Raw genomic sequence first — 18,537 nt, forward strand, 5'->3', positions numbered from 1 at the left:
CGAGCATATCGACGCCGCCCGGGCGCCCGGTGGGAGCGCGCAGTGCGCCCCCTCCACGGCGCCCGGGTGCGGGTCGGCGTCCGGACTCCGGTCAGCGGTCCGCGAGCAGCTCGCGGACGCGCGGGATCACCCGGGTGCCGTAGAGCTCGATGTTCCGCATGATCGCGGCGTGCGGCAGGGTGCCGGCGCTGTACTTGAGGTCGAAGCGGTCGATGCCCAGGGCGCCGACCGTGTTCGCGATCTTCCGGGCGACCGTCTCGGGAGAGCCGAGGTGCAGCGCGCCGTCGGGTCCCGCCTCCTCGGCGAAGCGCTCGCGGGTGAGCGGGGCCCAGCCGCGCTCGCGGCCGATCGAGTCGAGCATGCCCTTGTAGTGGCCGAAGTAGAGCTCGTGCGCCTCCTCGTCGGTGTCGGCGATGAAGCCGGGCGAGTGGACGGCGACGGGCAGGCGCGGCTGCTCGAGCTGGTCGAGCGCGCGGCCGAAGAGGTCGACGTAGGGGCGGAAGCGGGCGGGGGCGCCGCCGATGATCGCGAGGACCAGCGGGAAGCCGAAGCGCGCGGCGCGGACGACCGACTCGGGGCTGCCGCCGACGCCGATCCAGGTGCGCAGGCGACGGTCGCCCTCCATGGTCGGGTACACGCTCTGCTCGGTCAGGGCCGGGCGGACGGTGCCCTGCCAGGTGACCGGGCCGCCCTGCACGAGCTCGTGGAACAGCTCCAGCTTCTCCTCGAAGAGCACCTCGTACTGGGAGAGGTCGAGGCCGAAGAGCGGGAAGGACTCGGTGAAGGACCCGCGGCCGAGGATGACCTCGGCGCGGCCGTTCGAGAGCCCGTCGAGGGTGGCGAAGCGCTGGTAGACGCGCACGGGGTCGTCGGAGGAGAGGACGGTGACCGCGGAGCCGAGGTGGATGCGTTCGGTCTTGGCGGCGATCGCGGCGAGCACGACGTCCGGGGCGCTGACGGCGAAGTCGGCGCGGTGGTGCTCGCCGACGCCGAAGAAGTCGAGGCCCACCTCGTCGGCGAGGACGCCCTCCTCCACCACATCGCGCAGGACCTGGCCGTGCGAGAGGAGCGTGCCGTCGGCCGCGGCCGTGACGTCGCCGAAGGTGTCGACACCGAACTTGATTTCATGCGTACTCATGGACTTTGCAACCTCCGAGGGTCGGGGACTATTCCGGCGGCGACGGCCGGCTCGCGGTAGGCCAGCCCCAGCGATGCGACGGTGTCGTGCGCGTTCAGGCCGCTGGGGTTCGGCAGCACCCAGAGCGGGGCGCCGGCGATCGGCTCGTCCTGCCGCCCCTGGCGCGCCCTGATCCGCCCGAAGGCGGCGCGGTAGGCGGTGATGCCGACCATCGCGACGGCGGCGGGGCGGACGCGCTCGACGGTGCGGATCAGGCGCTCGGCGCCGGCGCGCAGCTCCTCCGGCGTGAGCTCGTCGGCGCGGGCGGTGGCACGGGGTGCGAGGTTGGTGATGCCGACGCCGCGGTCGGCGAGGGCGCGGCGATCCTCGGCGGTCATCCCCTCGGAGACGCGGAGCACGCGGTCGAGGATGCCGGCGGCGGCGAGGGCCGGGTAGAAGCGGTTGCCGGGGTGGGCGAAGTGCGCGCCGGTCGCGGCCGTCCAGAGGCCGGGGTTGATGCCGACGAAGAGGAGGCGGACGTCGCCGTCGAGCAGGTCCTCGACGGTGCGGTCGCGGTACGAGGCGAGCTCGGCGCGGGAGAACGGCATGCGGCCATCCTGCCGTGCGGGCCGCGCGGACGGTGGCAGCATGGGGACATGACGAACGCATCGCAGGACCACCCGATTCAGCACGGCAGCGACGACGCTCCCCTGGACGAGAAGCTCCGCGGCATCCTGCTGCAGGTCGCCGGCGACGCCGAGCTGCGGCCCGAGGAGGACGTAGAGGCGCTGCTGCGCCAGCGCCTGCGCGACACCCGGATCGAGATCGCGGAGGAGCACATCGCCGGGCTCGCGCGGCGGATCCCCGGGCTGACCCAGCGCGGCGGCGGCGACCTGAGCCCCGGCGCGCACTGAGCCCCACGCACACCGAGGCTCGGCGCGCACTGAGCGTCGGCATCCTCTGATGCGCACCGCGTCACTCCGGCAGCGCCGGTCCCTTCCGGTGGTGGTCGAAGACCAGGCTCGTCCGGGTCGAGGCGACCGCCGGGTGCGCCGAGAGGTTCGACACCACGAAGTCGCGGATGTCGTTCGAGTCGCGCACGGCGACGTGGAGGAGGAAGTCCTCGGAGCCGCCGAGGAAGAACAGCTGCACGACCTCGGGCAGCGCGCGGATCTCCTCGGCGAACCGGGTGATCGCCTGCCGCTGACCGGCGCGGATGTTGACGCTGATCAGTGCCTGCAGGGTCAGCCCGAGGGCCGCGGGGTCGAGCTCGGCGGTGAAGCCGGTGATGATGCCGCGTTCGACGAGGGAGCGCACCCGCGAGACGCAGGTGGAGGGCGCGATGCCGGCCTGCTCGGCGAGGCGGCTGTTCGGGGTGCGGGCATCGGCCCGGAGCAGGCGGACGAGGGTCCGGTCGATCGGATCGAGGTCGCCGAGATCGTGCAGATCCTGCGGTCTCATGGCGGCACGGCTCCTTCTGATCACGGATCCTGCGGTGAACGCTTCGATTCTCGACGATCCTGCGGATGTTCTCCCGTTCGAAACATGATCTTCGCACGATAGGGGCAGTCCACCGCGAAGGAGCAGTCATGCGCATCGGCATCCCCACCGAGATCAAGAACAACGAGAACCGCGTGGCGGCGACGCCCGCCGGAGTGCACGAGCTCGTGCGACGCGGGCACGAGGTGCTGGTCGAGGCGGGCGCCGGGCTCGGCTCGCGGGTCTCGGACGAGGACTTCGCCGCCGCCGGCGCCCGGATCGTCGCGGGGCCGGACGAGGTCTGGGGCGAGGCCGACCTGGTGGTCAAGGTCAAGGAGCCGATCGAGGCGGAGTACCCGCGGATGCGCTCCGGGCAGATCCTCTTCACCTACCTGCACCTCGCCGCCTCCCGCGCGTGCACCGATGCGCTGCTCGCCGCCGGCACCACCGCGATCGCCTACGAGACCGTGCAGCTGCCCGATCGCCACCTGCCCCTCCTCTCGCCGATGAGCGAGGTCGCCGGGCGGCTCTCGATCACCGTCGGCGGCTACCACCTGATGCGGGCGGCCGGCGGGCGAGGCACCCTCCTCGGCGGAGTGCCCGGGACGCCGAAGGCCAAGGTCGTCGTGATCGGCGGCGGCGTGGCCGGCGAGCACGCCGCGGCGAACGCGCTCGGCATGGGCGCCGACGTGACCGTGGTGGACCTGTCGATCCCGCGGCTGCGCGAGCTCGAGGCGCGCTTCGACGGGCGGATCCAGACGCGCGCGTCCTCGACGTACGAGATCGCGGCGCAGATGGCGGAGGCCGATCTGGTGATCGGGTCGGTCCTGATCCCGGGTGCGCGGGCGCCGAAGCTCGTGACGGACGAGATGGTGGCGACGATGAAGCCGGGCTCGGTGCTGGTCGACATCGCGATCGACCAGGGCGGCTGCTTCGAGGGATCGCGGCCGACGACGCACGACGACCCGGTCTTCGCGGTGCACGACAGCGTCTACTACTGCGTCGCCAACATGCCCGGCGCGGTGCCGGAGACGTCGACGCGGGCGCTGACGAACGCGACGCTCCCCTACGTCGTCGCGCTGGCGGACCGCGGCTGGAAGGCGGCGCTCGCGGCGGATCCGGCGCTCGCGAAGGGGCTCAGCACGCACGACGGGCAGGTCGTGAACGCGGCGGTCGCCGAGGCGTTCGGGCTGCCGGCGGCGAGCCTCGAGGGGCTGCTGGGCTAGGCGGCCTGCAGGCCCAGGGTCTCGACGATCTGCGCGATCTCGTCCTCGGGAGCGGCCGCGAGGTCGACGGTGACGTGCCGCTCGTCGTCGCCGAGCGGCTCCAGGGCCTCGAACTGCGAATCCAGCAGGGCGGGCGGCATGAAGTGGCCGGTGCGCGCGCCGAGGCGGTCGGCGATCAGCTCGCGGGTGCCGGCGAGGTGCACGAAGACGAGGTCGTCGCGGCGGAGCACGTCGCGGTAGCGGCGGCGCAGGGCGGAGCAGGTGACGACGACGGAGTCGCCCCCGCTCACGAGAGAGTCCACGCGGGCCGCGATCGTCGCCAGCCAGGGGGCGCGGTCCTCGTCGTCGAGCGGGACGCCCTCGGCCATCTTCGCGACGTTCGCGGCGGGGTGGAGCTCGTCGCCCTCGACGAAGGTCCAGCCGAGGCGGTCGGCCAGCAGGGTGGCGATCGTGGACTTGCCGCTGCCGGAGACGCCCATCACGACGAGGGCGCGGACGGGAGTGGCGGAGGGACTGGCCGATGCGGTCATGACCTCGATTATGTCCGACGAATAGCTGGTCGGGCGAGGCGTGCGCCGGAATACTGAGGGCATGGACGGACCGCGCTCGCTGCACGAGGCGGTGCTCGACGAGCTCGGGGCGCAGATCGTGCAGGGCGCACTGGCGCCCGGGAGCGCCTTCAGCGCGGACGAGCGGGCGGAGCGCCGCGGGGTCTCCCGCTCGGTGATGCGCGAGGCGGTGCGGGTGCTGGAGTCGCTCGGGCTGGTGGTCTCGCGGCGGCGGGCGGGGACGCGCGTGCAGCCGCCGGAGTGCTGGAACGCGCTGGATCCGCGGGTGATCGGCTGGAGCCTCGACGGGCCGGATCGGCAGGTGCAGCTGCATCGGCTGAGCCAGCTTCGCCTCGGTGTCGAGCCGCTGGCGGCGCGGCTCGCGGCGGAGCACGCGACGGCCGGGCAGCGGATCGCGCTCGCCGAGGCGGCGGGCGGGATGTCCGAGCACGCTCGGGCGGCCGATCAGGCGGCCTACCTCGCTGCCGACGTCGTCTTCCACCGGACGCTGCTGGCGGCGTCGGGGAATCCGATGCTCGCGCAGCTCGGCGACCTCGTCGCGGAGGGGCTCGCCGGGCGCACGCGGCACGCGCTGATGCCGCGCGAGGCGGACTCGGAGGCGGTGGGGCTGCACCGGGCGGTCGCCGCTGCGGTGGCCGAGGGCGACGGTGAGGCGGCGGAGGCGGCGATGCGCGCGATCGTCGAGGAGTCGGACCGGGCGGTGCAGGCGGGGTGAGCGCGGGGGCGGGTCGTGGCGGGCGGGTCTCGATACGCCCTGCGGGCTACTCGACCAGCATGCACGGCAGGCGGCTCCCGACGGGGCGGGTCTCGATACGCCCTCCGGATTGCTCGACCAGCAGGGGGCGGGCTGCTCGAGCGGCCCGGCCCGGGCTGGTCGACCGGCGTGACTCGGGTGCTCGACCGGAGGGGGCGGTCGGGCTGCGAATGGGGTGGGGCGGGTTGCTGTGCGGGCCGGCGGGGCGCACAGTGGAGGGATGGCCGAGGGATACTCCTCCGCGCAGGTGCGGGCCGCCGAGGCGCCGCATCTGGCGCGTCGAGAGCCGCTGATGCAGCGGGCAGCGGACGGGCTCGCGCGGGAGCTGCGGGCCGCGCTCAGCACGCGCCGGGACCGGCGCGGTGCGGGCAGCGTGCTCGTGCTGGTCGGGCCGGGGAACAACGGCGGGGACGCGCTGTACGCGGCGGCCGAGATCTCCTCCTCCGGCAGCGACGTGTCGCTCGTGCTGACCGCCGACAGGGCGCACCAGCGCGGACTCGCCGTCGCGCTGGACGACGGCTGCGGCCGCGTCGCCGCCGATGACCCGGCCGCCCTCGCGGCCGCCGTCGCCCGCGCGGACGTGATCGTGGACGGGATCCTCGGCATCGGCACGGCGGAGCCGGCGCTGCGCGGGCGGCCGCGCGAGGTGGTGGCGACGGTGATCGAGGCGCTCGGACGACGCGAGGACGCGCCCGTCGTGGTCGCCGTGGATCTGCCGAGCGGGATCGGGCCCGACGACGGCGCGGTACCGGACGAGACCGTCCTGCCCGCCGACGTGACCGTGACCTTCGGGGCGATCAAGGCGGGGCTGCTGCTCGAGCCCGCGCGCTCCTACGTCGGCCGGATCCGGCTCGTGGACATCGGGCTCGGGCCCGACCTCGCCGGGGTCGAGCCGATCGTCAGGACCTAGAGCCTCGGCCTACGCCTGCGCGCCGCGGGTGAGCAGGTGCGCCCGCTCGGGGTGCTGGTCGAACCACTGTCCGACGTACCAGCACATCGGCACGATGCTGCGGCCGCTCGTCGCCTCGATGTCGTCGACGGCGAAGGCGACCAGCTCGCCGGCCAGCCCCTGGCCGCGGTGCGGCGGCGAGGTGAAGGAGCGCACGAGCGAGACGCTCTCGTCGTTCTCGTGGAAGTCGAGGACGCCGACGAGCGCCCCATCCTGGTGCAGCTCGTAGCGTGACGCGTGGTCCGCCCGGCGGAAGTCTCTGGCCATCTCCCCAGGGTAGGCCGCTCGCGCTCCGCACGGCCGGGGTGGTCAGGATCCGTCGCCGAGCAGATCGCCGTCGACGTAGTACCAGCGGCCGTCCTCGCGGAGGAAGCGGCTGCGCTCGTGCACGAGCCCCGGCCCCTCGGACGAGCGGTAGGAGGCGCGGAACTCGACGAGCCCCTCCGCGTCGTCCTCGCCGCCGAACGAGGTGTCGACGATCTGCAGGCGCCGCCAGCGGACGTCGTCGTCGAGGTCGACGCGCTTCGGGCGGGTGGACGGGTGCCAGCTGGACAGCAGGTAGCCGGCGCTGCCGAGGACGTTCGCGCTGTAGCGGCTGCGCATCAGGCGCTCCGCGGTCGGCGAGGGCGTCTCGCCGAGGTGGGCGGGGCGGCAGCAGTCGGCGTAGTGGCGGCGGCTTCCGCACGGGCAGGCGTCGGCGGGGTGCATCCGGACAGTCTCGCAGGGCGCGGGCGCGCCGGATCGCCCTACTCCCCCGCTCCCGCCGGCTCCGCCACCAGCGACACCGCGAGCAGATCGCCCGTCGGCCCGGCGCCGACGGCGTGCAGCGAGAACTCGACCAGGCCGTCCTCACCCGTCGACGGGGTGATCGCGTACTCCACCTCGACGGCGTCGTCGAGCGTCCGGACGGCGAGCGGCTCGCCGAGCGGGCGGCCGTCGATCCGGAGCTCGTGCTCGCCGCCGCCGTCGCGGTCGCGCAGCAGGACCCGGAGCACGGCGGCGCGCTGCGACGGATCGACGAGGGTGTAGCCGAACCAGCCGTCCGGGCCCTCGGCGCTGCGCCAGTGCACGCCGTCGGCGCCGCCCGCGCGGCTGCGATGCCCGACGAAGGCGTGGTCCGACTCGGGCTGCTGCTCGCCCGCGGTCACGGAGTCGATCACCGCGGCTGCGGAGGCGGCCTCGCGGTCGAGCGCGGCGAGCTCGGCCCGGCGCGCGGCGGAGTCGGAGCCGCTGGGCCAGTAGAGCGTGTAGCGGCTGTCGTGCAGTGCGGAGAACGGCTCGAGGCGGACCGGACCGGCGTCGGTGCGGAGCTCCGCGGTCAGGGTCGCGCGGTCGAGGAGGGCGACGGCGCCGACTCCCCCGGTGACGACCGGGGTCGCGGCGAGGTCGCGGAGCGGGCCCGCGGCGACGTGCGCCATCCGCCGGCCGTCGGCGATCAGTCCGTCGAGGTCGGCGTCGTCGGTCCTCGCCGCGAGCACGACGGGGCCGTAGGAGAACGCCGACCAGGCGGAGCCGTCGGGCAGCGGCTCGGCGCGGAAGCCGAGCGCGAAGACGATCCGGATCTCGTGGCGGCCGGGCTCCAGGACGGCGGTGCGGACGAAGCCCTCGACGGCCGCGGTGTCGAGCGCTGCGCCGTCGACCGCCACGGTCATCGACTCCGCCCACGACGGCCGGCGGAGCCGCACGGCACCGGCGCGCTCCAGGTCCACGGTGATGGTCACGTCGTCCGCCTGCGGGAAGGCGGTGTCGATCCGCGCGCGCAGCCCGTGCTCCGGGGCGTCGAGGGTCGAGGGCAGGTAGAGGGCGATCAGCAGGTCGTCGCCGGTCCGTGCGCGGTCACCGTCGCGCGCCTCGTCGCCGACGAGGGCGCAGATCAGCTCGCCGTAGCGGGCGTGGTTCTCGAGCCCCGTGCCGACGCAGCACCACATCCCCTCGTGCGGCGCGGAGTAGACCCGGTAGTGCGCCGGGCGCAGTGGGGTGAAGTAGACGAAGCCGCCGTCGGGGTGCTGCGAGGAGAGCAGGTGGTTGTACTGCGCGCGCTCGACGTAGTCGAGGTAGCGCTCCTCGCCGCCCGCCTCGAAGAGGACACCGCTCAGCTCGATCATGTTGGCGGTGTTGCAGGTCTCGGGGCCCTCGCGGTCGAGGATCATCGGCGTGAAGTCGCTCGCGCGGTGGAAGTGCTCGCGCACGCTGTTGCCGCCGATCGCGACGGTGCGCTCGCCGGTGACCCGCTCCCAGAAGAAGCGCGCGGCCGGCAGCTGCTCGCCGCCGAGGCGCGCGTAGCCGACCGCCTTCGGGATCTGGGTGTTCGCGTGCAGCCCGTCGAGCGCGTCGCGCCGCTCGAGCAGCGGGTCGAGCAGCGCGCGGTGCGAGAAGCGCGCGGCCTCGGCGCGGTAGGCGGCGGCGCGCTCGGAGTCGCCGGGGTCCGCGGCGGCCACCTGCTCCGCGAGATCGGCGAACGCCTCGTTCATCCCGCCGAACTCGGCGTGCAGCATCGCCTCGAAGGCGTCGTCGTCGAGCCCGGCGGAGACGCCGAGCCACCAGTCCGCGAACCGCACGGCCATCGCGAGCGCCCGCTCCGAGCCGCCGGCGGACGCGGCGTCGAGCAGGCCCGAGAGCGTCTTGTGCAGGTTGTACAGCGGCACCCAGCGGCCGTTGAGGGTGAAGAGGTCGGCGTCGACCTCGCCGCGGGCGAGCTCCTCCCCCAGTGCGCGCCCGCCGGGGACGCCCCCGAGGTAGCCGGTGCCGACCGCGTCCTGGGCCCGCTCGAACCCGTCGAGCAGGGTCTCCATCCGCTCGCGCGCGGCGGCGTCGCCCGTGGCCGCGAGCATCAGCGCGCTCGCCGAGAGTGCGTGACCGCCGACGTGCCCGTCGAGCCCGTCCGACTCCCAGTTGCCGTAGCCCTCCGCCGCGGGCAGACCGGCCTCGCGCAGGAACGGCGCGAGCAGGCGGTCGGGGTCGAGCGCGAGGAGGTAGCGCAGGCCCGTGGCCTGAGCGTCGGCGAAGGCGCTCGGCAGCAGGCGGACGGAGCGCAGCGGGAAGCGGCGAACGGGGCGGACAGCGGGGGCGGTGCGGGGCAACGGGAGACCTCTCAGCCCTTGACGGCGCCCGCGACGAGACCGCGGACGTAGTACTTCTGGATGGCGGCGTAGAGCAGCAGGCACGGGATCATCAGCAGCACCGCGCCGGCGATGACGTAGCCGAAGTCGGTCTGGCCGAAGGCGCCGGAGGAGATGTTCTGGATGGCGACCGGCAGCGTGAAGAGGTCCTGCCGGGTGAGGAAGGTCAGCGCGCCGAGGAAGTCGCTCCAGGCGCCGAGGAAGGCGAAGAGGAACACCGTGGCGACACCCGGGACGATCATCGGCCGCAGCACCGAGAAGAGGATGCGGAACGGCCCGGCCCCGTCGATCCGCGCGGCCTCGGTCACCTCGCGCGGAATCTGCGCGAAGGAGTTGCGCATCAGGAACACCCCGAACGGCAGGTTGAAGGTGAGGTAGAAGAGGATGATGCCGAGGTGGGTGTCGGTCAGCCCGAGCGCGTTCATCTCGAGGAAGAGCGGAGTGAGCACCGCCTGGAACGGCACCATCATCGTCAGCAGGATCAGGCCGAAGGCGACGTTCGAGCCGCGGAACGGGAAGAGCACCAGCGCGTAGGCGGCGAGGGTGGTCACGACCACGCTGAGCACGGCGGTGCCGAGCGCGATGATCAGCGAGTTGACGATGTAGGTCCCCGCGCCGATCGAGCCGAGCAGGCCGGTGTAGTTGTCGAGCGTGAGGTTCGAGAAGGACTGCTCGGCGGCGGGCGCGACGATCTGCGCGCCGGGCTGGAACGAGCGCAGGATCGACCAGGCGACCGGCGCGACGAACGCGACCGAGACCAGCGTGCCGAGCACGACGTAGAGGACGGTGCGGAGCCGGGCGGCGGGGGTGCTGCGGCGACGCGCCGGCACCGGGGCGGCGGCGGGCGCCGGCGGGCGGGTGGGCGTCGGAGTGCGAGGGGGCATCAGTCGTCCTTCATCACGCGGAACTGGAGCAGCGTCAGCGCGGCCGCGATGACGACGACCACGAACGACAGCGCGGTCGCGTAGCCGACCTGCAGATCGCCGAAGGCCTTGTTGTAGACGTAGAGCATCACGGTGAGGGTGCCGGTGCCCGGCCCGCCGCCCGTGATCACGTAGAACTGGGTGAAGGCGAGGATCGCGCCGACGAAGCCGAGCACGCTGAGCAGCCCGAGGTAGCGCTTCACCAGCGGCACCGTCACCAGGAACTCCTGCTTCCACCGGCCGGCGCCGTCGATCGCCGCGGACTCGTAGAGGGCGTCGTCGATGCCCTGCATGCCCGACATCAAGACGATCATCGTGAAGCCGGAGCCGACGTAGGCGCCGAGGAGGACGATCAGCGTCGTCGCGCTCGTCGCGTCGAGCAGCCAGGCGGTGGGCGCGTCGGTGAGGCCCAGGGCCATCAGCACCTGGTCGAGCGCGCCGCTGTCGGGGCGGAACTCGAGCAGCGCGACGAAGCTCAGCGAGGTGAGTCCGATCACGTAGGGCACGAAGACGGCGGTGCGGATGATCCCCGCCCCGCGCCGGTTCGAGCGCACCAGCACGGCGAGCAGGTAGCCGACGACGATGCCGAGCAGCGTCGAGACGACGGCGAAGCCGAGCGTGTAGAGCACGGACGCCCAGAACGTGGTGTCCGAGAAGGCGGTCGCGTAGTTGTCGAACCCGACGAAGCCGACGGTGCCGACCAGCGGCCAGTCCGTCACCGAGATCACCACCGCGAAGATCAGCGGCACGACGACGAAGACGACGACGAGCACGAGGGCGGGCAGGATCATCAGGAGCCCGGTGCGGGCGTCCTTCTTTCCGAGGGCGACGCTCATGCCTGGTTCACCTCCAGGACGCGGGCCGTCTCCTCCTGGCCGCGGTCGAGGACCGCGTCGAGGTCGTCGTCGCCGAAGACCGCGCCGCGGAACATCGCGAGCCACGGGGACTGCACGGTGTTGGTGAGCTGGGTGTACAGGGTGGTCGGGGCGGCGAAGCCCTCGTTCATCCGCTCCATCCCGGGGACCATCAGCGGGAACTCGTCGACGAAGCCGGTCTCGAGCACGTCGTCGCGCACCGGGTACCAGCCGAGCGCGGCGAGCTCGGACTGCTGCTCGAGCTCGGTGACGAAGCGCATGAAGTCCCAGGCCGCCTCGGGATTCCTCGCGCCGCGCGGGATCGAGAGCACCGCGCCGCCGGAGAACTGCGAGACGCCGCCGTCGGGGCCGGGGAACGCGCTGACGCCGAGGTCGCCGAGGAACTCGGGGGTGGCTCCGCCGACGATCAGGTCGTAGGAGCCGGGGAAGAGGCCGACGGTGCCGTCGAGGAAGTCCTTGCCCCAGGCCGTGCCGCTGTCGGCGGAGGCGCCGGGCTGGGCGAGGCCCTCCTGCTCGAAGGTGCGGTAGAGCTCCAGGGTGCGCCGCAGCGGCTCGTTGCCCGCGACGGTCGCGCTCTGGCGGCCGACGACGCCGTCGTAGAAGGGACTCTCGTCGGCCCAGAAGTGCGGCTGGATCACGTAGCCGAGGATGCCGGCGGAGTTGCCGGTGAAGGTCACCCCGGAGACGCCGTCGAGCCGCTGGAGCGCCCGGGCGTGGGTCAGGTACTGGTCGAAGTCGGTCGGTCCCTGCTCCGGGTCGAGGCCGGCCTGCTCGTAGAGGCGCTTGTTCCAGAAGAGCTGCGACACGTTGGAGAGGGCGGGCAGTCCGTAGACCTTGCCGTCGTAGGAGGCGACGTCGAGCAGCGGCCGGTTGAGGCGGTCGGCGTAGGGCAGCGCCTGGATCAGCGGGGTGAGGTCGGTCAGCGCCTCGCGGGAGCTGAAGACCGGCGTGGTGACCGAGTCGGGAGCGACGACGTCGGGCACGGCGTCCGCGCGGATCGCCGTGGCGAGCTTGGTGACCATCTGCCCCTCGGGCAGCACGGTCAGCTCGACCCGGACCGCGCTCTGCGCCGCGTGGTACTTCTCGACGATCAGCTGGGCCGGCGTGAAGGCGACGCTCCGGCACCAGAACCGGATCGTGCCGCTCGGGGCGGCGGCGAACGAGGGCGCGGAGACGTCGGCCTCGGGCAGGACGGCGGAGCAGCCGGTCAGGCCGAGCGCGGCCGCCAGGCCCGCACCGCCGAGGGCGAGCGCGCGCCGGCGGGTCAGGTCGGGCAGGTGCGGGTCGAGCAGGCGGAGAGGAGAGTGCATCGTCGGTCCCTCGTCGTTCGGTCGGTGCGGGCGGTCGGGTGCGTGCGGTCGGTGCGTGAGCGTGGACGGGTGCGGGCGGGCGCGGCGGGTGGGCGCCGGGTCAGGTGGAGTCGCGGACGATCAGCTGGCAGGGGTGCGCCTCGATCCCGGCACGGGGGCGGCCGTCGATCGCCTCCAGCGCGCGGGCGCCGGCCGCCCGGCCGAGCTCCTCGAGGTTCATGTCGACCGTGGTGAGCGCGGGACGGGAGTTCATCGCCGCGGCGGCCCAGTTGTCGAAGCCGACGATCGCGACGTCGCGCGGGACGCTCACGCCGGCCTCGCGGAGGCCGTCCGCCACTCCGCGGGCGATCTCGTCGCTGCCGCAGAGCACCGCGTCGACCGGTTCGACCCGCTGGCGCAGCATCTGCGCGGCCTGACGGCCCCAGGTCTCGGTCCAGTTGCCGTAGAGCGAGCGGTCGCCGACCAGGCGCAGGCCGAAGGAGGGCGCGTGCTCCTGGACCGCCTCGGCGCGGATCCGGGCGGAGTAGTCGAGCCGGGGCCCGGCGACGTAGGCGATGTCGCGGCGGCCGAGCGCGGCGACGTGCTCGAGGGCGAGCAGGATCCCCTGGGTCTGGTCGACGACGACCGACATGTCGGCGGGGTCGTCGGAGGAGCCCATCACGTAGACGATCGGCACGCTGGTCGCGGGCAGCGCCGGGCGCGGACCGGTGAGGTTGGTCATCACGACGATCGCGTCGACGCCGCGGGCCGCGAGGATCTCGACGCAGTGTCGCTCGCGGACCCGGTCGCCGCGGGAGTTGCTGAGCAGCACCGAGGCCTGCTCGGCGGGGAAGGCGTCCTCGAGGCCCCACATCACCGGGATGCTGAAGCGGCCGATGTCGTCGGAGGTGACCAGCCCGATCGTGAGCACCCGCTGCTCCGGGGCCGGCCCGCTCGCGGCGGCCGGCAGCGCGAAGCCGAGCTCGGCGGCGGCGGCGAGGATCCGCCCGCGGGTGTCGCCGCTCAGCTGGCCGCGGTGGTTCAGCGCCTTCGAGACGGTGCCGACGGAGACGCCGGTCGCCGCGGCGACGTCGCTGAGGGTGATGCGGCGGGCGGGGAAGCTCATCGGGGTCGTCCTCTTCTCGTCGTCGAGAGCGTGGGTGCGCGTGACGGCCACGGTAGCTTGCGGCAACTTTCCGCGTCAAGGCAAACCTTGCCGCGGCTTGCTGCGAGGGACGCGGAGGTGTGCATCCCCTCCACGTCCGCGGCTCCGGGTTGAGACGGGCCGGGGATCTCGGCATCGTGGCTCCCTCATCGATCACGGACGGAAGGAACGACCCGATGCTCACGCTCACCGACAACGCCAGCACCGTCGTCAAGACCATCACCGGTCAGACCGAGACCCCCGTCGAGGGTGGACTCCGCATCAGCGGCGACGACCTCGACGCCCGCAACTTCGCCGTCGCCGTCGCGCCGGCCCCGGAGACCACCGATGCGGTCGTGGAGCAGGACGGTGCGCGGGTCTTCCTCGACGTCGCCGCCTCCGTGGCCCTCGGCGACAAGGTGCTCGACGCGCAGGTGGACGAGGGCGGCTCCGTCACCTTCGGCATCACGCCGCAGGGCTGACGCCCGGCCGCTCGAACGACGGAGGCCGCCCTCCCGCTGCTGCGGGGAGGGCGGCCTCCGTCGTTCCGGGCGGCTCAGGACAGGACGTCGCGGGTGGTGAAGCGCGCGATCGCCAGCGAGCCGAAGACGGCGACGTAGGCGAGCTGCAGGAGCGCGTTCTCGCCGAACGAGCTCCAGGCGATCGGATCGCGCAGCAGGTCGGCGAAGTCGAACCAGCGGTCGGTGAACAGGAACGGGTGCAGGGCGTCGAGCTGCGAGAGCGAGCCGACGATCTGCGCCGCGATCGAGACGACGACGGTCGCGGCCATCGCGCCGACCGGGACGTCGGTGAGCGTCGAGACGAACAGGCCGATCGCCGCGAGGCCGACCAGCGAGAGCGCCGCGTAGACGGCGATCGCGAGCGCGCGGCCGATCGCGTCGGCGAGCGGCACCGTGCTGCCGGAGAGCAGCGTCACCGGGCCGGCCGGGAAGAGCGCCAGGCCGATCAGGATGCCGACCACCATCACGGTCAGCGCCGCGGCGAGGCAGAACGCGATCGCGGCGGCGAACTTGACGACGAGCAGCCGGATCCGCCCGACCGGGCTGACCAGCAGGTAGCGCAGGGTGCCGAGCGACGCCTCCCCCGCGATCGCGTCGCCCGCGACGACGCCGACGGTCAGCGGCAGGAAGAGCGGGACGGCGACCGTGATCGCCGCGAAGCCGGTGAACAGGCCGTTGCCGGCGATCGCGCCGACGAAGGAGGGACCGCCGCCGTCGCCGCCGGACAGCCGCACGGCGACCGCCAGCAGGATCGGGATGGCCGCGAGGGCCGCCAGCAGCGCCCAGGTACGGCGGCGGCGGAAGAGCAGGACCAGCTCGGAGGCGAGGAGCGAGCCGATGCCGAGGCTGCGCCCGGTGCGGGCGGGGGCGGCAGCGGCGGCCGCAGTGGTCTCAGCGCTCGACATCGAAGCCCTCCCCGGTGAGCTGGACGAAGCGCTCCTCGAGCGAGGGGCGGCGGACGGAGAAGCCGCGCACGCGGACTCCCGCGGTGACGAGGGACGCGACCACGGACTCCGGGGCGGCGGTCGTCGGCATCGCGGCGACGACCAGCGGCGGATCGATCGGGTGCTCGGCGGGGACGAGCCGCGGCGCGAGTCCCAGTTCGACGAGGGCGCGCTGGGCGTCGACCACATCGGGCGTGAGCAGCTCGAGGGAGGCCGCGTCGCCGCGGAGCTCGTCGAGCCCACCCTGCGCGACGAGGCGGCCGGTGCGCATCACGGCGGCGTGGGTGCAGAGCTGCTCGATCTCGGCGAGCAGGTGGCTGGAGACGAGGACCGTCGTGCCGTCGGCGTTGAGACTGCGCACGAGCGAGCGGACCTCGCGGGTGCCCTGCGGGTCGAGCCCGTTGGTCGGCTCGTCCAGGACGATCAGGTCGCGCGGCGAGAGCAGGGCGACGGCGATGCCGAGGCGCTGCTTCATCCCGAGCGAGTAGGAGCCCACCTTCTTGCCGGCCGCAGCGGAGAGGCCGACGCGGGCGAGGGCCTCCTCCGCCCGGCTGTCGCGGCTGCGCGCGGAGGTGCCGGCCTCGGCCGCGTCGAAGCGGCGGAGGTTCGCGCGGCCGGAGAGGAACGGATAGAAGCCCGGCCCCTCGACGAGCGCGCCGACCCGCGGCAGCACCTCGGCCGCGCCGCGCGGCATCGCCGTGCCGAGGACGGTGATGTCACCCTCGGTCGGCGCGGCCAGGGCGAGGAGCATCCGGATGGTCGTGGTCTTCCCCGAGCCGTTGGGCCCGAGGAAGCCGAAGACGGCGCCGCGCGGGACGGCGAGATCGAGACCCGACACCGCCTCCTGGCGCCCGAAGCGCTTGGTGAGGCCCCGGGTCTCGACCGCGAGCTCGCCGGTCGTCACCGACCGGCGGCGGCGGTCAGCGCGTCGACCGGGACGGCGCCCGCGAGGACGCGTCCGTCGTCGGTGAAGAGGACCGTGAACAGGGCGGACGAGAGCACCCGGCCGCCGTCGACGGCCGTGGTCACGGCGTCCAGCTGGGCGAGCGACTCGGCGTCGCCGGCCGGCAGCTCGACGATCGAGCCCCAGCCGGTGCCGGTGGTGGTGACGCCGGAGTCGCCCTCGGGCGCGGCCGGGACGTCGGTGGCGTCGGTGGAGGGGTCCTGCTCGTGCGTCGGTGCGGCCTTCTCGGTGACCTCCGCGCCGACGGGCGGCGTGAAGGAGAACATCGCGGCGTCGGGCGCCGAGACGTCGATGCTCGTGTAGGCGACGCTGAAGGCGGGCGCGGTGCCGCCGACGGGAGTGACGGCCACGCCGAGGGGCAGGCCGGTCTCGCCGTCGATCGAGACGGTGACCGAGCCGACGAGGGTGCTGCTGTCGCGCGGGGTGAGCACGAGCTCGTAGGCGTCACGGCCGGCGACGCGGACATCGGAGCCGACGGCGACGGTGGTGGTCGGGTCGATCGAGGCGAGCAGCTGCTCGGCGACCGAGGACGGGGTCGGGATCTCGCCGGCGGGAGCCTCGGTCGGAGGAGCGGCCGTGTCGCCGGTGGGCGGCAGCAGGTGGGTCGCGGAGTTCTCGGCGGAGTCGTAGATCCAGACGCCGTCGGCCTTCGTCGCGACGACGTCGCGCTCGGCGAGGCGGTCGAGGACCTGCAGGCGCGCGCCGTGCTCGGCGTCGACGAAGACACGGGCCTGGTGAGAGCCGGTCGCGAGCTCCATCAGCGCGCTCGTCGCCGAGGCGTCGTCCGAGCCCTGCGCACCGGAGCCGGTGCTGCCGAGAGCGGAGAGGTCGGGGAGCCCGAGGGCGGAGGTCTGCTGGACCTCGCCCGAGAAGGCGGTGGTGTCGCTCTCGGCGACGAAGGTCAGGAGGTCGGCGGCGGACTTCTCCGGGAGGTCCCCGGCCGCGCTCGCGGACAGGGGCAGGGTGACGGCCGCGGCGACGACGACCAGGGGGACGGCGGCGGCGGGGACCCAGCGCTTCCAAGAGGTGCTCATGGTCCTCGACGCTACGCCTCGAATCGGCGCGCCGCCTGCGAGTGGGGCGCCGTCACGGCGGACCGTCAGGCGATGCGGTCGGCCGAGACGACGACGTTGTCGACGTAGTGGCCGTAGGAGTCGTCAAACACTCCCCCGCAGGTGATCAGGCGCAGCTGCGGAGTGGGGCTCGGGCCGTAGACGTCCTCGGTCGGGAAGTCCTCCTTGGGCACCGAGACCGAGCCGGTGACGGAGAAGGTGCGCGTGCTGCCGTCCGACAGGATCACGTCGACCGTGTCGCCGGGGACGAGGGCCGTGAGGTCCAGGAAGACGCCGGGGCCGATCCGCGAGTCCACGTGACCCGCGATGACGGAGGGGCCGATGTCGCCGGGGACGACGCCGTCCCGGTACCAGCCGGCCTCGTCGACCTGGACGGGCGGCTGGATCCAGCCGTTGTCGTCGCGGGTCAGCGACTCGAGGGTGGAGTCGACGCCGATCGCGGGGATCACGACGCGGACCGGGGTGACCGCCGAGCGCGCGGGAGCGGCGGCGGCGACCGGGTTCTGCAGCGCGCCCGCGTCACCCGGGGACGGGGTGGCCGGCGCCGTGGTGGCGGGGGCGGCGGAGGAGGCGGGCGTCGCCGCGGGGGCGGCCTCCTCCCCCGCGGTGGCGCAGCCGGCCAGGAGCAGGAGCGCCGCGAGGGCGGCTCCCGCTCCGGCGAGGCGGCGCATCAGCTCGCTCGGCCGGTGCCGACCGAGGAGCGGCGCGCGATCAGGGCGAGGGCACCCGCGACCGCGGCGAAGACGCCGAGGACCGAGAGCACGCCGAGGAGTCCGTCGACGAGCGGCGCGGCGGCGGAGGTGGTGGAGGCGACGTGCACGGCGGTGGCGCCGCCTCCGGTCTGGATGCCGCCCGTGGGCAGGTCGCCGATGGCGGCCGAGTCGAGCACGGGCGAGACGACGAGGCCGTTCGAGGCGTCGTCGAGGACGAAGAGCGAGGCGACGGAGCCGGGCGCGAGGTCGAGGTCGGCCGTCGCGGTCACGGCACCGGCCGAGAGGTCGAGGCTCCACGGGCCGGCCGGGACGCTGGTGTAGCCGGTGGCGGTGCCCTGGGCGGCGCCGGTCGCGAGCAGCGTGCCGGTCGTCGTGGCGACGTCCACCTGGCTCGCGGTGGTCGAGGCCTGGACGACGCGGACCCGGGCCTGGCCGTCGGCGGGCGGGGTGAGGTCGTCGGTGAAGACCGTGGTGCGCAGCACGGCGTTGCGGCCGAGGGCGGCCACGGTCAGCGGGGTGCCGGCCGAGACGTCGACGGACTGCTCGATGACGGGGGCGGTGCCCTCGGGGGCGCCGGACGGGACCATCGCGACGACGTAGGTGCCCGGCTGGAGCGTCCAGTAGGGCGAGACCGCGCCGTAGGCCACGCCGTCGAGCTCGAAGCTCGCCCCGCCGCCGCCGAGGGCGGTCAGGGTGACGTCGACCGACTTGGTGTCGGGCGAGAGGTGCGCGACCCGCACCCAGCCGGTGGCCGGCGGCGCCTCGGCCGCCGAGGCGGGCGCGGCGCCGAGAGCGGCGAGCGCGGACACGGCGGCGAGGGCGAGCGCGGCGCGCGCGAGACGGAGAGGGCGGATCGGGTTCATGGCGGGTCCTTCGGG

General features: G+C 73.9%; 21 protein-coding genes. 5 read left to right on the plus strand and 16 right to left on the minus strand.

Annotation, left to right across the window (positions count from 1 at the left end; translation table 11 throughout):
* Nucleotides 1-91: 91 nt before the first annotated feature.
* A complete protein-coding gene (locus MT351_RS15735; protein WP_243582613.1) occupies nt 92-1,138 on the minus strand; it encodes an LLM class flavin-dependent oxidoreductase in 1,047 nt (348 codons plus the stop codon).
* Nucleotides 1,135-1,725 carry a mismatch-specific DNA-glycosylase gene (locus MT351_RS15740; protein ID WP_243582614.1) on the minus strand — a complete coding sequence of 197 codons (591 nt, stop codon included), beginning with the start codon at nt 1,723-1,725 and terminating at the stop codon, nt 1,135-1,137. The genes MT351_RS15735 and MT351_RS15740 overlap by 4 nt, the downstream gene beginning before the upstream one ends.
* A 48-nt stretch (nt 1,726-1,773) precedes the next feature.
* Between MT351_RS15740 and MT351_RS15745 the strand changes: the two genes are divergently transcribed.
* Nucleotides 1,774-2,031 carry a hypothetical protein gene (locus MT351_RS15745; RefSeq protein ID WP_123446108.1) on the plus strand — a complete coding sequence of 86 codons (258 nt, stop codon included), beginning with the start codon at nt 1,774-1,776 and terminating at the stop codon, nt 2,029-2,031.
* A 61-nt stretch (nt 2,032-2,092) separates the two neighbouring features.
* On the opposite strand, the gene MT351_RS15750 is transcribed toward MT351_RS15745, so the two are convergent.
* Complete coding sequence (locus MT351_RS15750) at nt 2,093-2,578, minus strand: Lrp/AsnC family transcriptional regulator (RefSeq protein WP_123446107.1); 486 nt, start codon at nt 2,576-2,578, stop codon at nt 2,093-2,095.
* Between the two features lie 128 nt (nt 2,579-2,706).
* On the opposite strand from MT351_RS15750, the gene ald reads away from it, so the two are divergent.
* Entirely contained in the window at nt 2,707-3,822 is a 1,116-nt protein-coding gene (gene ald, locus MT351_RS15755; protein ID WP_123446106.1) for an alanine dehydrogenase, read from the plus strand.
* Here ald and MT351_RS15760 read toward each other — a convergent pair.
* Nucleotides 3,819-4,352 carry a gluconokinase gene (locus tag MT351_RS15760; protein WP_132436387.1) on the minus strand — a complete coding sequence of 178 codons (534 nt, stop codon included), beginning with the start codon at nt 4,350-4,352 and terminating at the stop codon, nt 3,819-3,821. The genes ald and MT351_RS15760 overlap by 4 nt on opposite strands.
* A 61-nt stretch (nt 4,353-4,413) precedes the next feature.
* Here MT351_RS15760 and MT351_RS15765 point away from each other — a divergent pair, with 61 nt between their 5' ends.
* Nucleotides 4,414-5,106, plus strand: coding sequence for a FadR/GntR family transcriptional regulator (locus tag MT351_RS15765; RefSeq protein WP_243582615.1), 693 nt, complete (start codon nt 4,414-4,416; stop codon nt 5,104-5,106).
* A 259-nt stretch (nt 5,107-5,365) separates the two neighbouring features.
* Nucleotides 5,366-6,055: an NAD(P)H-hydrate epimerase gene (locus MT351_RS15770; protein WP_123735915.1), complete on the plus strand. Its 690-nt coding sequence runs from the start codon at nt 5,366-5,368 to the stop codon at nt 6,053-6,055.
* Nucleotides 6,056-6,064: 9 nt separating this feature from the next.
* Here MT351_RS15770 and MT351_RS15775 read toward each other — a convergent pair whose 3' ends face one another.
* The 7 genes from MT351_RS15775 to MT351_RS15805 all read right to left on the minus strand — a co-directional run bounded on the left by MT351_RS15775 (nt 6,065) and on the right by MT351_RS15805 (nt 13,426).
* Nucleotides 6,065-6,361, minus strand: coding sequence for a GNAT family N-acetyltransferase (locus MT351_RS15775; RefSeq protein WP_243582616.1), 297 nt, complete (start codon nt 6,359-6,361; stop codon nt 6,065-6,067).
* 42 nt (nt 6,362-6,403) lie between these two features.
* Entirely contained in the window at nt 6,404-6,802 is a 399-nt protein-coding gene (locus tag MT351_RS15780) for a YchJ family protein (RefSeq protein ID WP_123446101.1), read from the minus strand.
* 38 nt (nt 6,803-6,840) lie between these two features.
* Complete coding sequence (locus MT351_RS15785; protein WP_243582617.1) at nt 6,841-9,174, minus strand: beta-L-arabinofuranosidase domain-containing protein; 2,334 nt, start codon at nt 9,172-9,174, stop codon at nt 6,841-6,843.
* An 11-nt stretch (nt 9,175-9,185) separates the two neighbouring features.
* Entirely contained in the window at nt 9,186-10,097 is a 912-nt protein-coding gene (locus MT351_RS15790) for a carbohydrate ABC transporter permease (RefSeq protein WP_123735916.1), read from the minus strand.
* The gene (locus MT351_RS15795; protein ID WP_123735917.1) at nt 10,097-10,972 is read right to left on the minus strand and encodes a carbohydrate ABC transporter permease; all 876 of its coding nucleotides are present in this window, start codon (nt 10,970-10,972) and stop codon (nt 10,097-10,099) included. Before MT351_RS15795 ends, MT351_RS15790 begins: the two co-directional genes overlap by 1 nt.
* On the minus strand, nt 10,969-12,321 hold the full coding sequence (locus tag MT351_RS15800) for an ABC transporter substrate-binding protein (protein ID WP_243582618.1): 1,353 nt from the start codon (nt 12,319-12,321) through the stop codon (nt 10,969-10,971). The genes MT351_RS15795 and MT351_RS15800 overlap by 4 nt, the downstream gene beginning before the upstream one ends.
* Nucleotides 12,322-12,421: 100 nt before the next feature.
* On the minus strand, nt 12,422-13,426 hold the full coding sequence (locus tag MT351_RS15805; protein ID WP_243582619.1) for a LacI family DNA-binding transcriptional regulator: 1,005 nt from the start codon (nt 13,424-13,426) through the stop codon (nt 12,422-12,424).
* 215 nt (nt 13,427-13,641) lie between these two features.
* On the opposite strand from MT351_RS15805, the gene MT351_RS15810 reads away from it, so the two are divergent.
* Nucleotides 13,642-13,926 (plus strand): hypothetical protein, encoded by a 285-nt coding sequence (locus MT351_RS15810; RefSeq protein WP_123446096.1) that lies wholly within the window; start codon nt 13,642-13,644, stop codon nt 13,924-13,926.
* A 74-nt stretch (nt 13,927-14,000) separates the two neighbouring features.
* Here the strand turns inward: MT351_RS15810 and MT351_RS15815 are convergent, their stop codons facing one another.
* The 5 genes from MT351_RS15815 to MT351_RS15835 form a co-directional block, all read right to left on the minus strand.
* Nucleotides 14,001-14,870: an ABC transporter permease gene (locus MT351_RS15815; RefSeq protein WP_243582620.1), complete on the minus strand. Its 870-nt coding sequence runs from the start codon at nt 14,868-14,870 to the stop codon at nt 14,001-14,003.
* The gene (locus tag MT351_RS15820; protein WP_123446094.1) at nt 14,857-15,813 is read right to left on the minus strand and encodes an ABC transporter ATP-binding protein; all 957 of its coding nucleotides are present in this window, start codon (nt 15,811-15,813) and stop codon (nt 14,857-14,859) included. The genes MT351_RS15815 and MT351_RS15820 overlap by 14 nt, the downstream gene beginning before the upstream one ends.
* Complete coding sequence (locus MT351_RS15825; RefSeq protein ID WP_243582621.1) at nt 15,810-16,907, minus strand: hypothetical protein; 1,098 nt, start codon at nt 16,905-16,907, stop codon at nt 15,810-15,812. The genes MT351_RS15820 and MT351_RS15825 overlap by 4 nt, the downstream gene beginning before the upstream one ends.
* A 65-nt stretch (nt 16,908-16,972) precedes the next feature.
* A complete protein-coding gene (locus tag MT351_RS15830; protein WP_243582622.1) occupies nt 16,973-17,617 on the minus strand; it encodes a class F sortase in 645 nt (214 codons plus the stop codon).
* Nucleotides 17,617-18,522, minus strand: a complete 906-nt coding sequence (locus tag MT351_RS15835; protein WP_123735924.1) for a DUF4397 domain-containing protein — start codon at nt 18,520-18,522, stop codon at nt 17,617-17,619. The genes MT351_RS15830 and MT351_RS15835 overlap by 1 nt, the downstream gene beginning before the upstream one ends.
* Nucleotides 18,523-18,537 lie beyond the last annotated feature (15 nt).

Source organism: Rathayibacter sp. VKM Ac-2926 (assembly GCF_022815565.1).
GTDB classification, from domain to species: Bacteria; Actinomycetota; Actinomycetes; order Actinomycetales; family Microbacteriaceae; genus Rathayibacter; species Rathayibacter festucae.

Coding starts and splice junctions, on each gene's coding strand:
- MT351_RS15750 (WP_123446107.1), bottom strand. CDS start 2,578: ATGAGACCGCAGGATCTGCACGATCTCGGCGACCTCGATCCGATCGAC.
- MT351_RS15835 (WP_123735924.1), bottom strand. CDS start 18,522: ATGAACCCGATCCGCCCTCTCCGTCTCGCGCGCGCCGCGCTCGCCCTC.
- MT351_RS15765 (WP_243582615.1), top strand. CDS start 4,414: ATGGACGGACCGCGCTCGCTGCACGAGGCGGTGCTCGACGAGCTCGGG.
- MT351_RS15760 (WP_132436387.1), bottom strand. CDS start 4,352: ATGACCGCATCGGCCAGTCCCTCCGCCACTCCCGTCCGCGCCCTCGTC.
- MT351_RS15815 (WP_243582620.1), bottom strand. CDS start 14,870: ATGTCGAGCGCTGAGACCACTGCGGCCGCCGCTGCCGCCCCCGCCCGC.
- ald (WP_123446106.1), top strand. CDS start 2,707: ATGCGCATCGGCATCCCCACCGAGATCAAGAACAACGAGAACCGCGTG.
- MT351_RS15745 (WP_123446108.1), top strand. CDS start 1,774: ATGACGAACGCATCGCAGGACCACCCGATTCAGCACGGCAGCGACGAC.
- MT351_RS15740 (WP_243582614.1), bottom strand. CDS start 1,725: ATGCCGTTCTCCCGCGCCGAGCTCGCCTCGTACCGCGACCGCACCGTC.
- MT351_RS15830 (WP_243582622.1), bottom strand. CDS start 17,617: ATGCGCCGCCTCGCCGGAGCGGGAGCCGCCCTCGCGGCGCTCCTGCTC.
- MT351_RS15775 (WP_243582616.1), bottom strand. CDS start 6,361: ATGGCCAGAGACTTCCGCCGGGCGGACCACGCGTCACGCTACGAGCTG.
- MT351_RS15735 (WP_243582613.1), bottom strand. CDS start 1,138: ATGAGTACGCATGAAATCAAGTTCGGTGTCGACACCTTCGGCGACGTC.
- MT351_RS15800 (WP_243582618.1), bottom strand. CDS start 12,321: ATGCACTCTCCTCTCCGCCTGCTCGACCCGCACCTGCCCGACCTGACC.
- MT351_RS15790 (WP_123735916.1), bottom strand. CDS start 10,097: ATGCCCCCTCGCACTCCGACGCCCACCCGCCCGCCGGCGCCCGCCGCC.
- MT351_RS15810 (WP_123446096.1), top strand. CDS start 13,642: ATGCTCACGCTCACCGACAACGCCAGCACCGTCGTCAAGACCATCACC.
- MT351_RS15805 (WP_243582619.1), bottom strand. CDS start 13,426: ATGAGCTTCCCCGCCCGCCGCATCACCCTCAGCGACGTCGCCGCGGCG.
- MT351_RS15825 (WP_243582621.1), bottom strand. CDS start 16,907: ATGAGCACCTCTTGGAAGCGCTGGGTCCCCGCCGCCGCCGTCCCCCTG.
- MT351_RS15795 (WP_123735917.1), bottom strand. CDS start 10,972: ATGAGCGTCGCCCTCGGAAAGAAGGACGCCCGCACCGGGCTCCTGATG.
- MT351_RS15780 (WP_123446101.1), bottom strand. CDS start 6,802: ATGCACCCCGCCGACGCCTGCCCGTGCGGAAGCCGCCGCCACTACGCC.
- MT351_RS15770 (WP_123735915.1), top strand. CDS start 5,366: ATGGCCGAGGGATACTCCTCCGCGCAGGTGCGGGCCGCCGAGGCGCCG.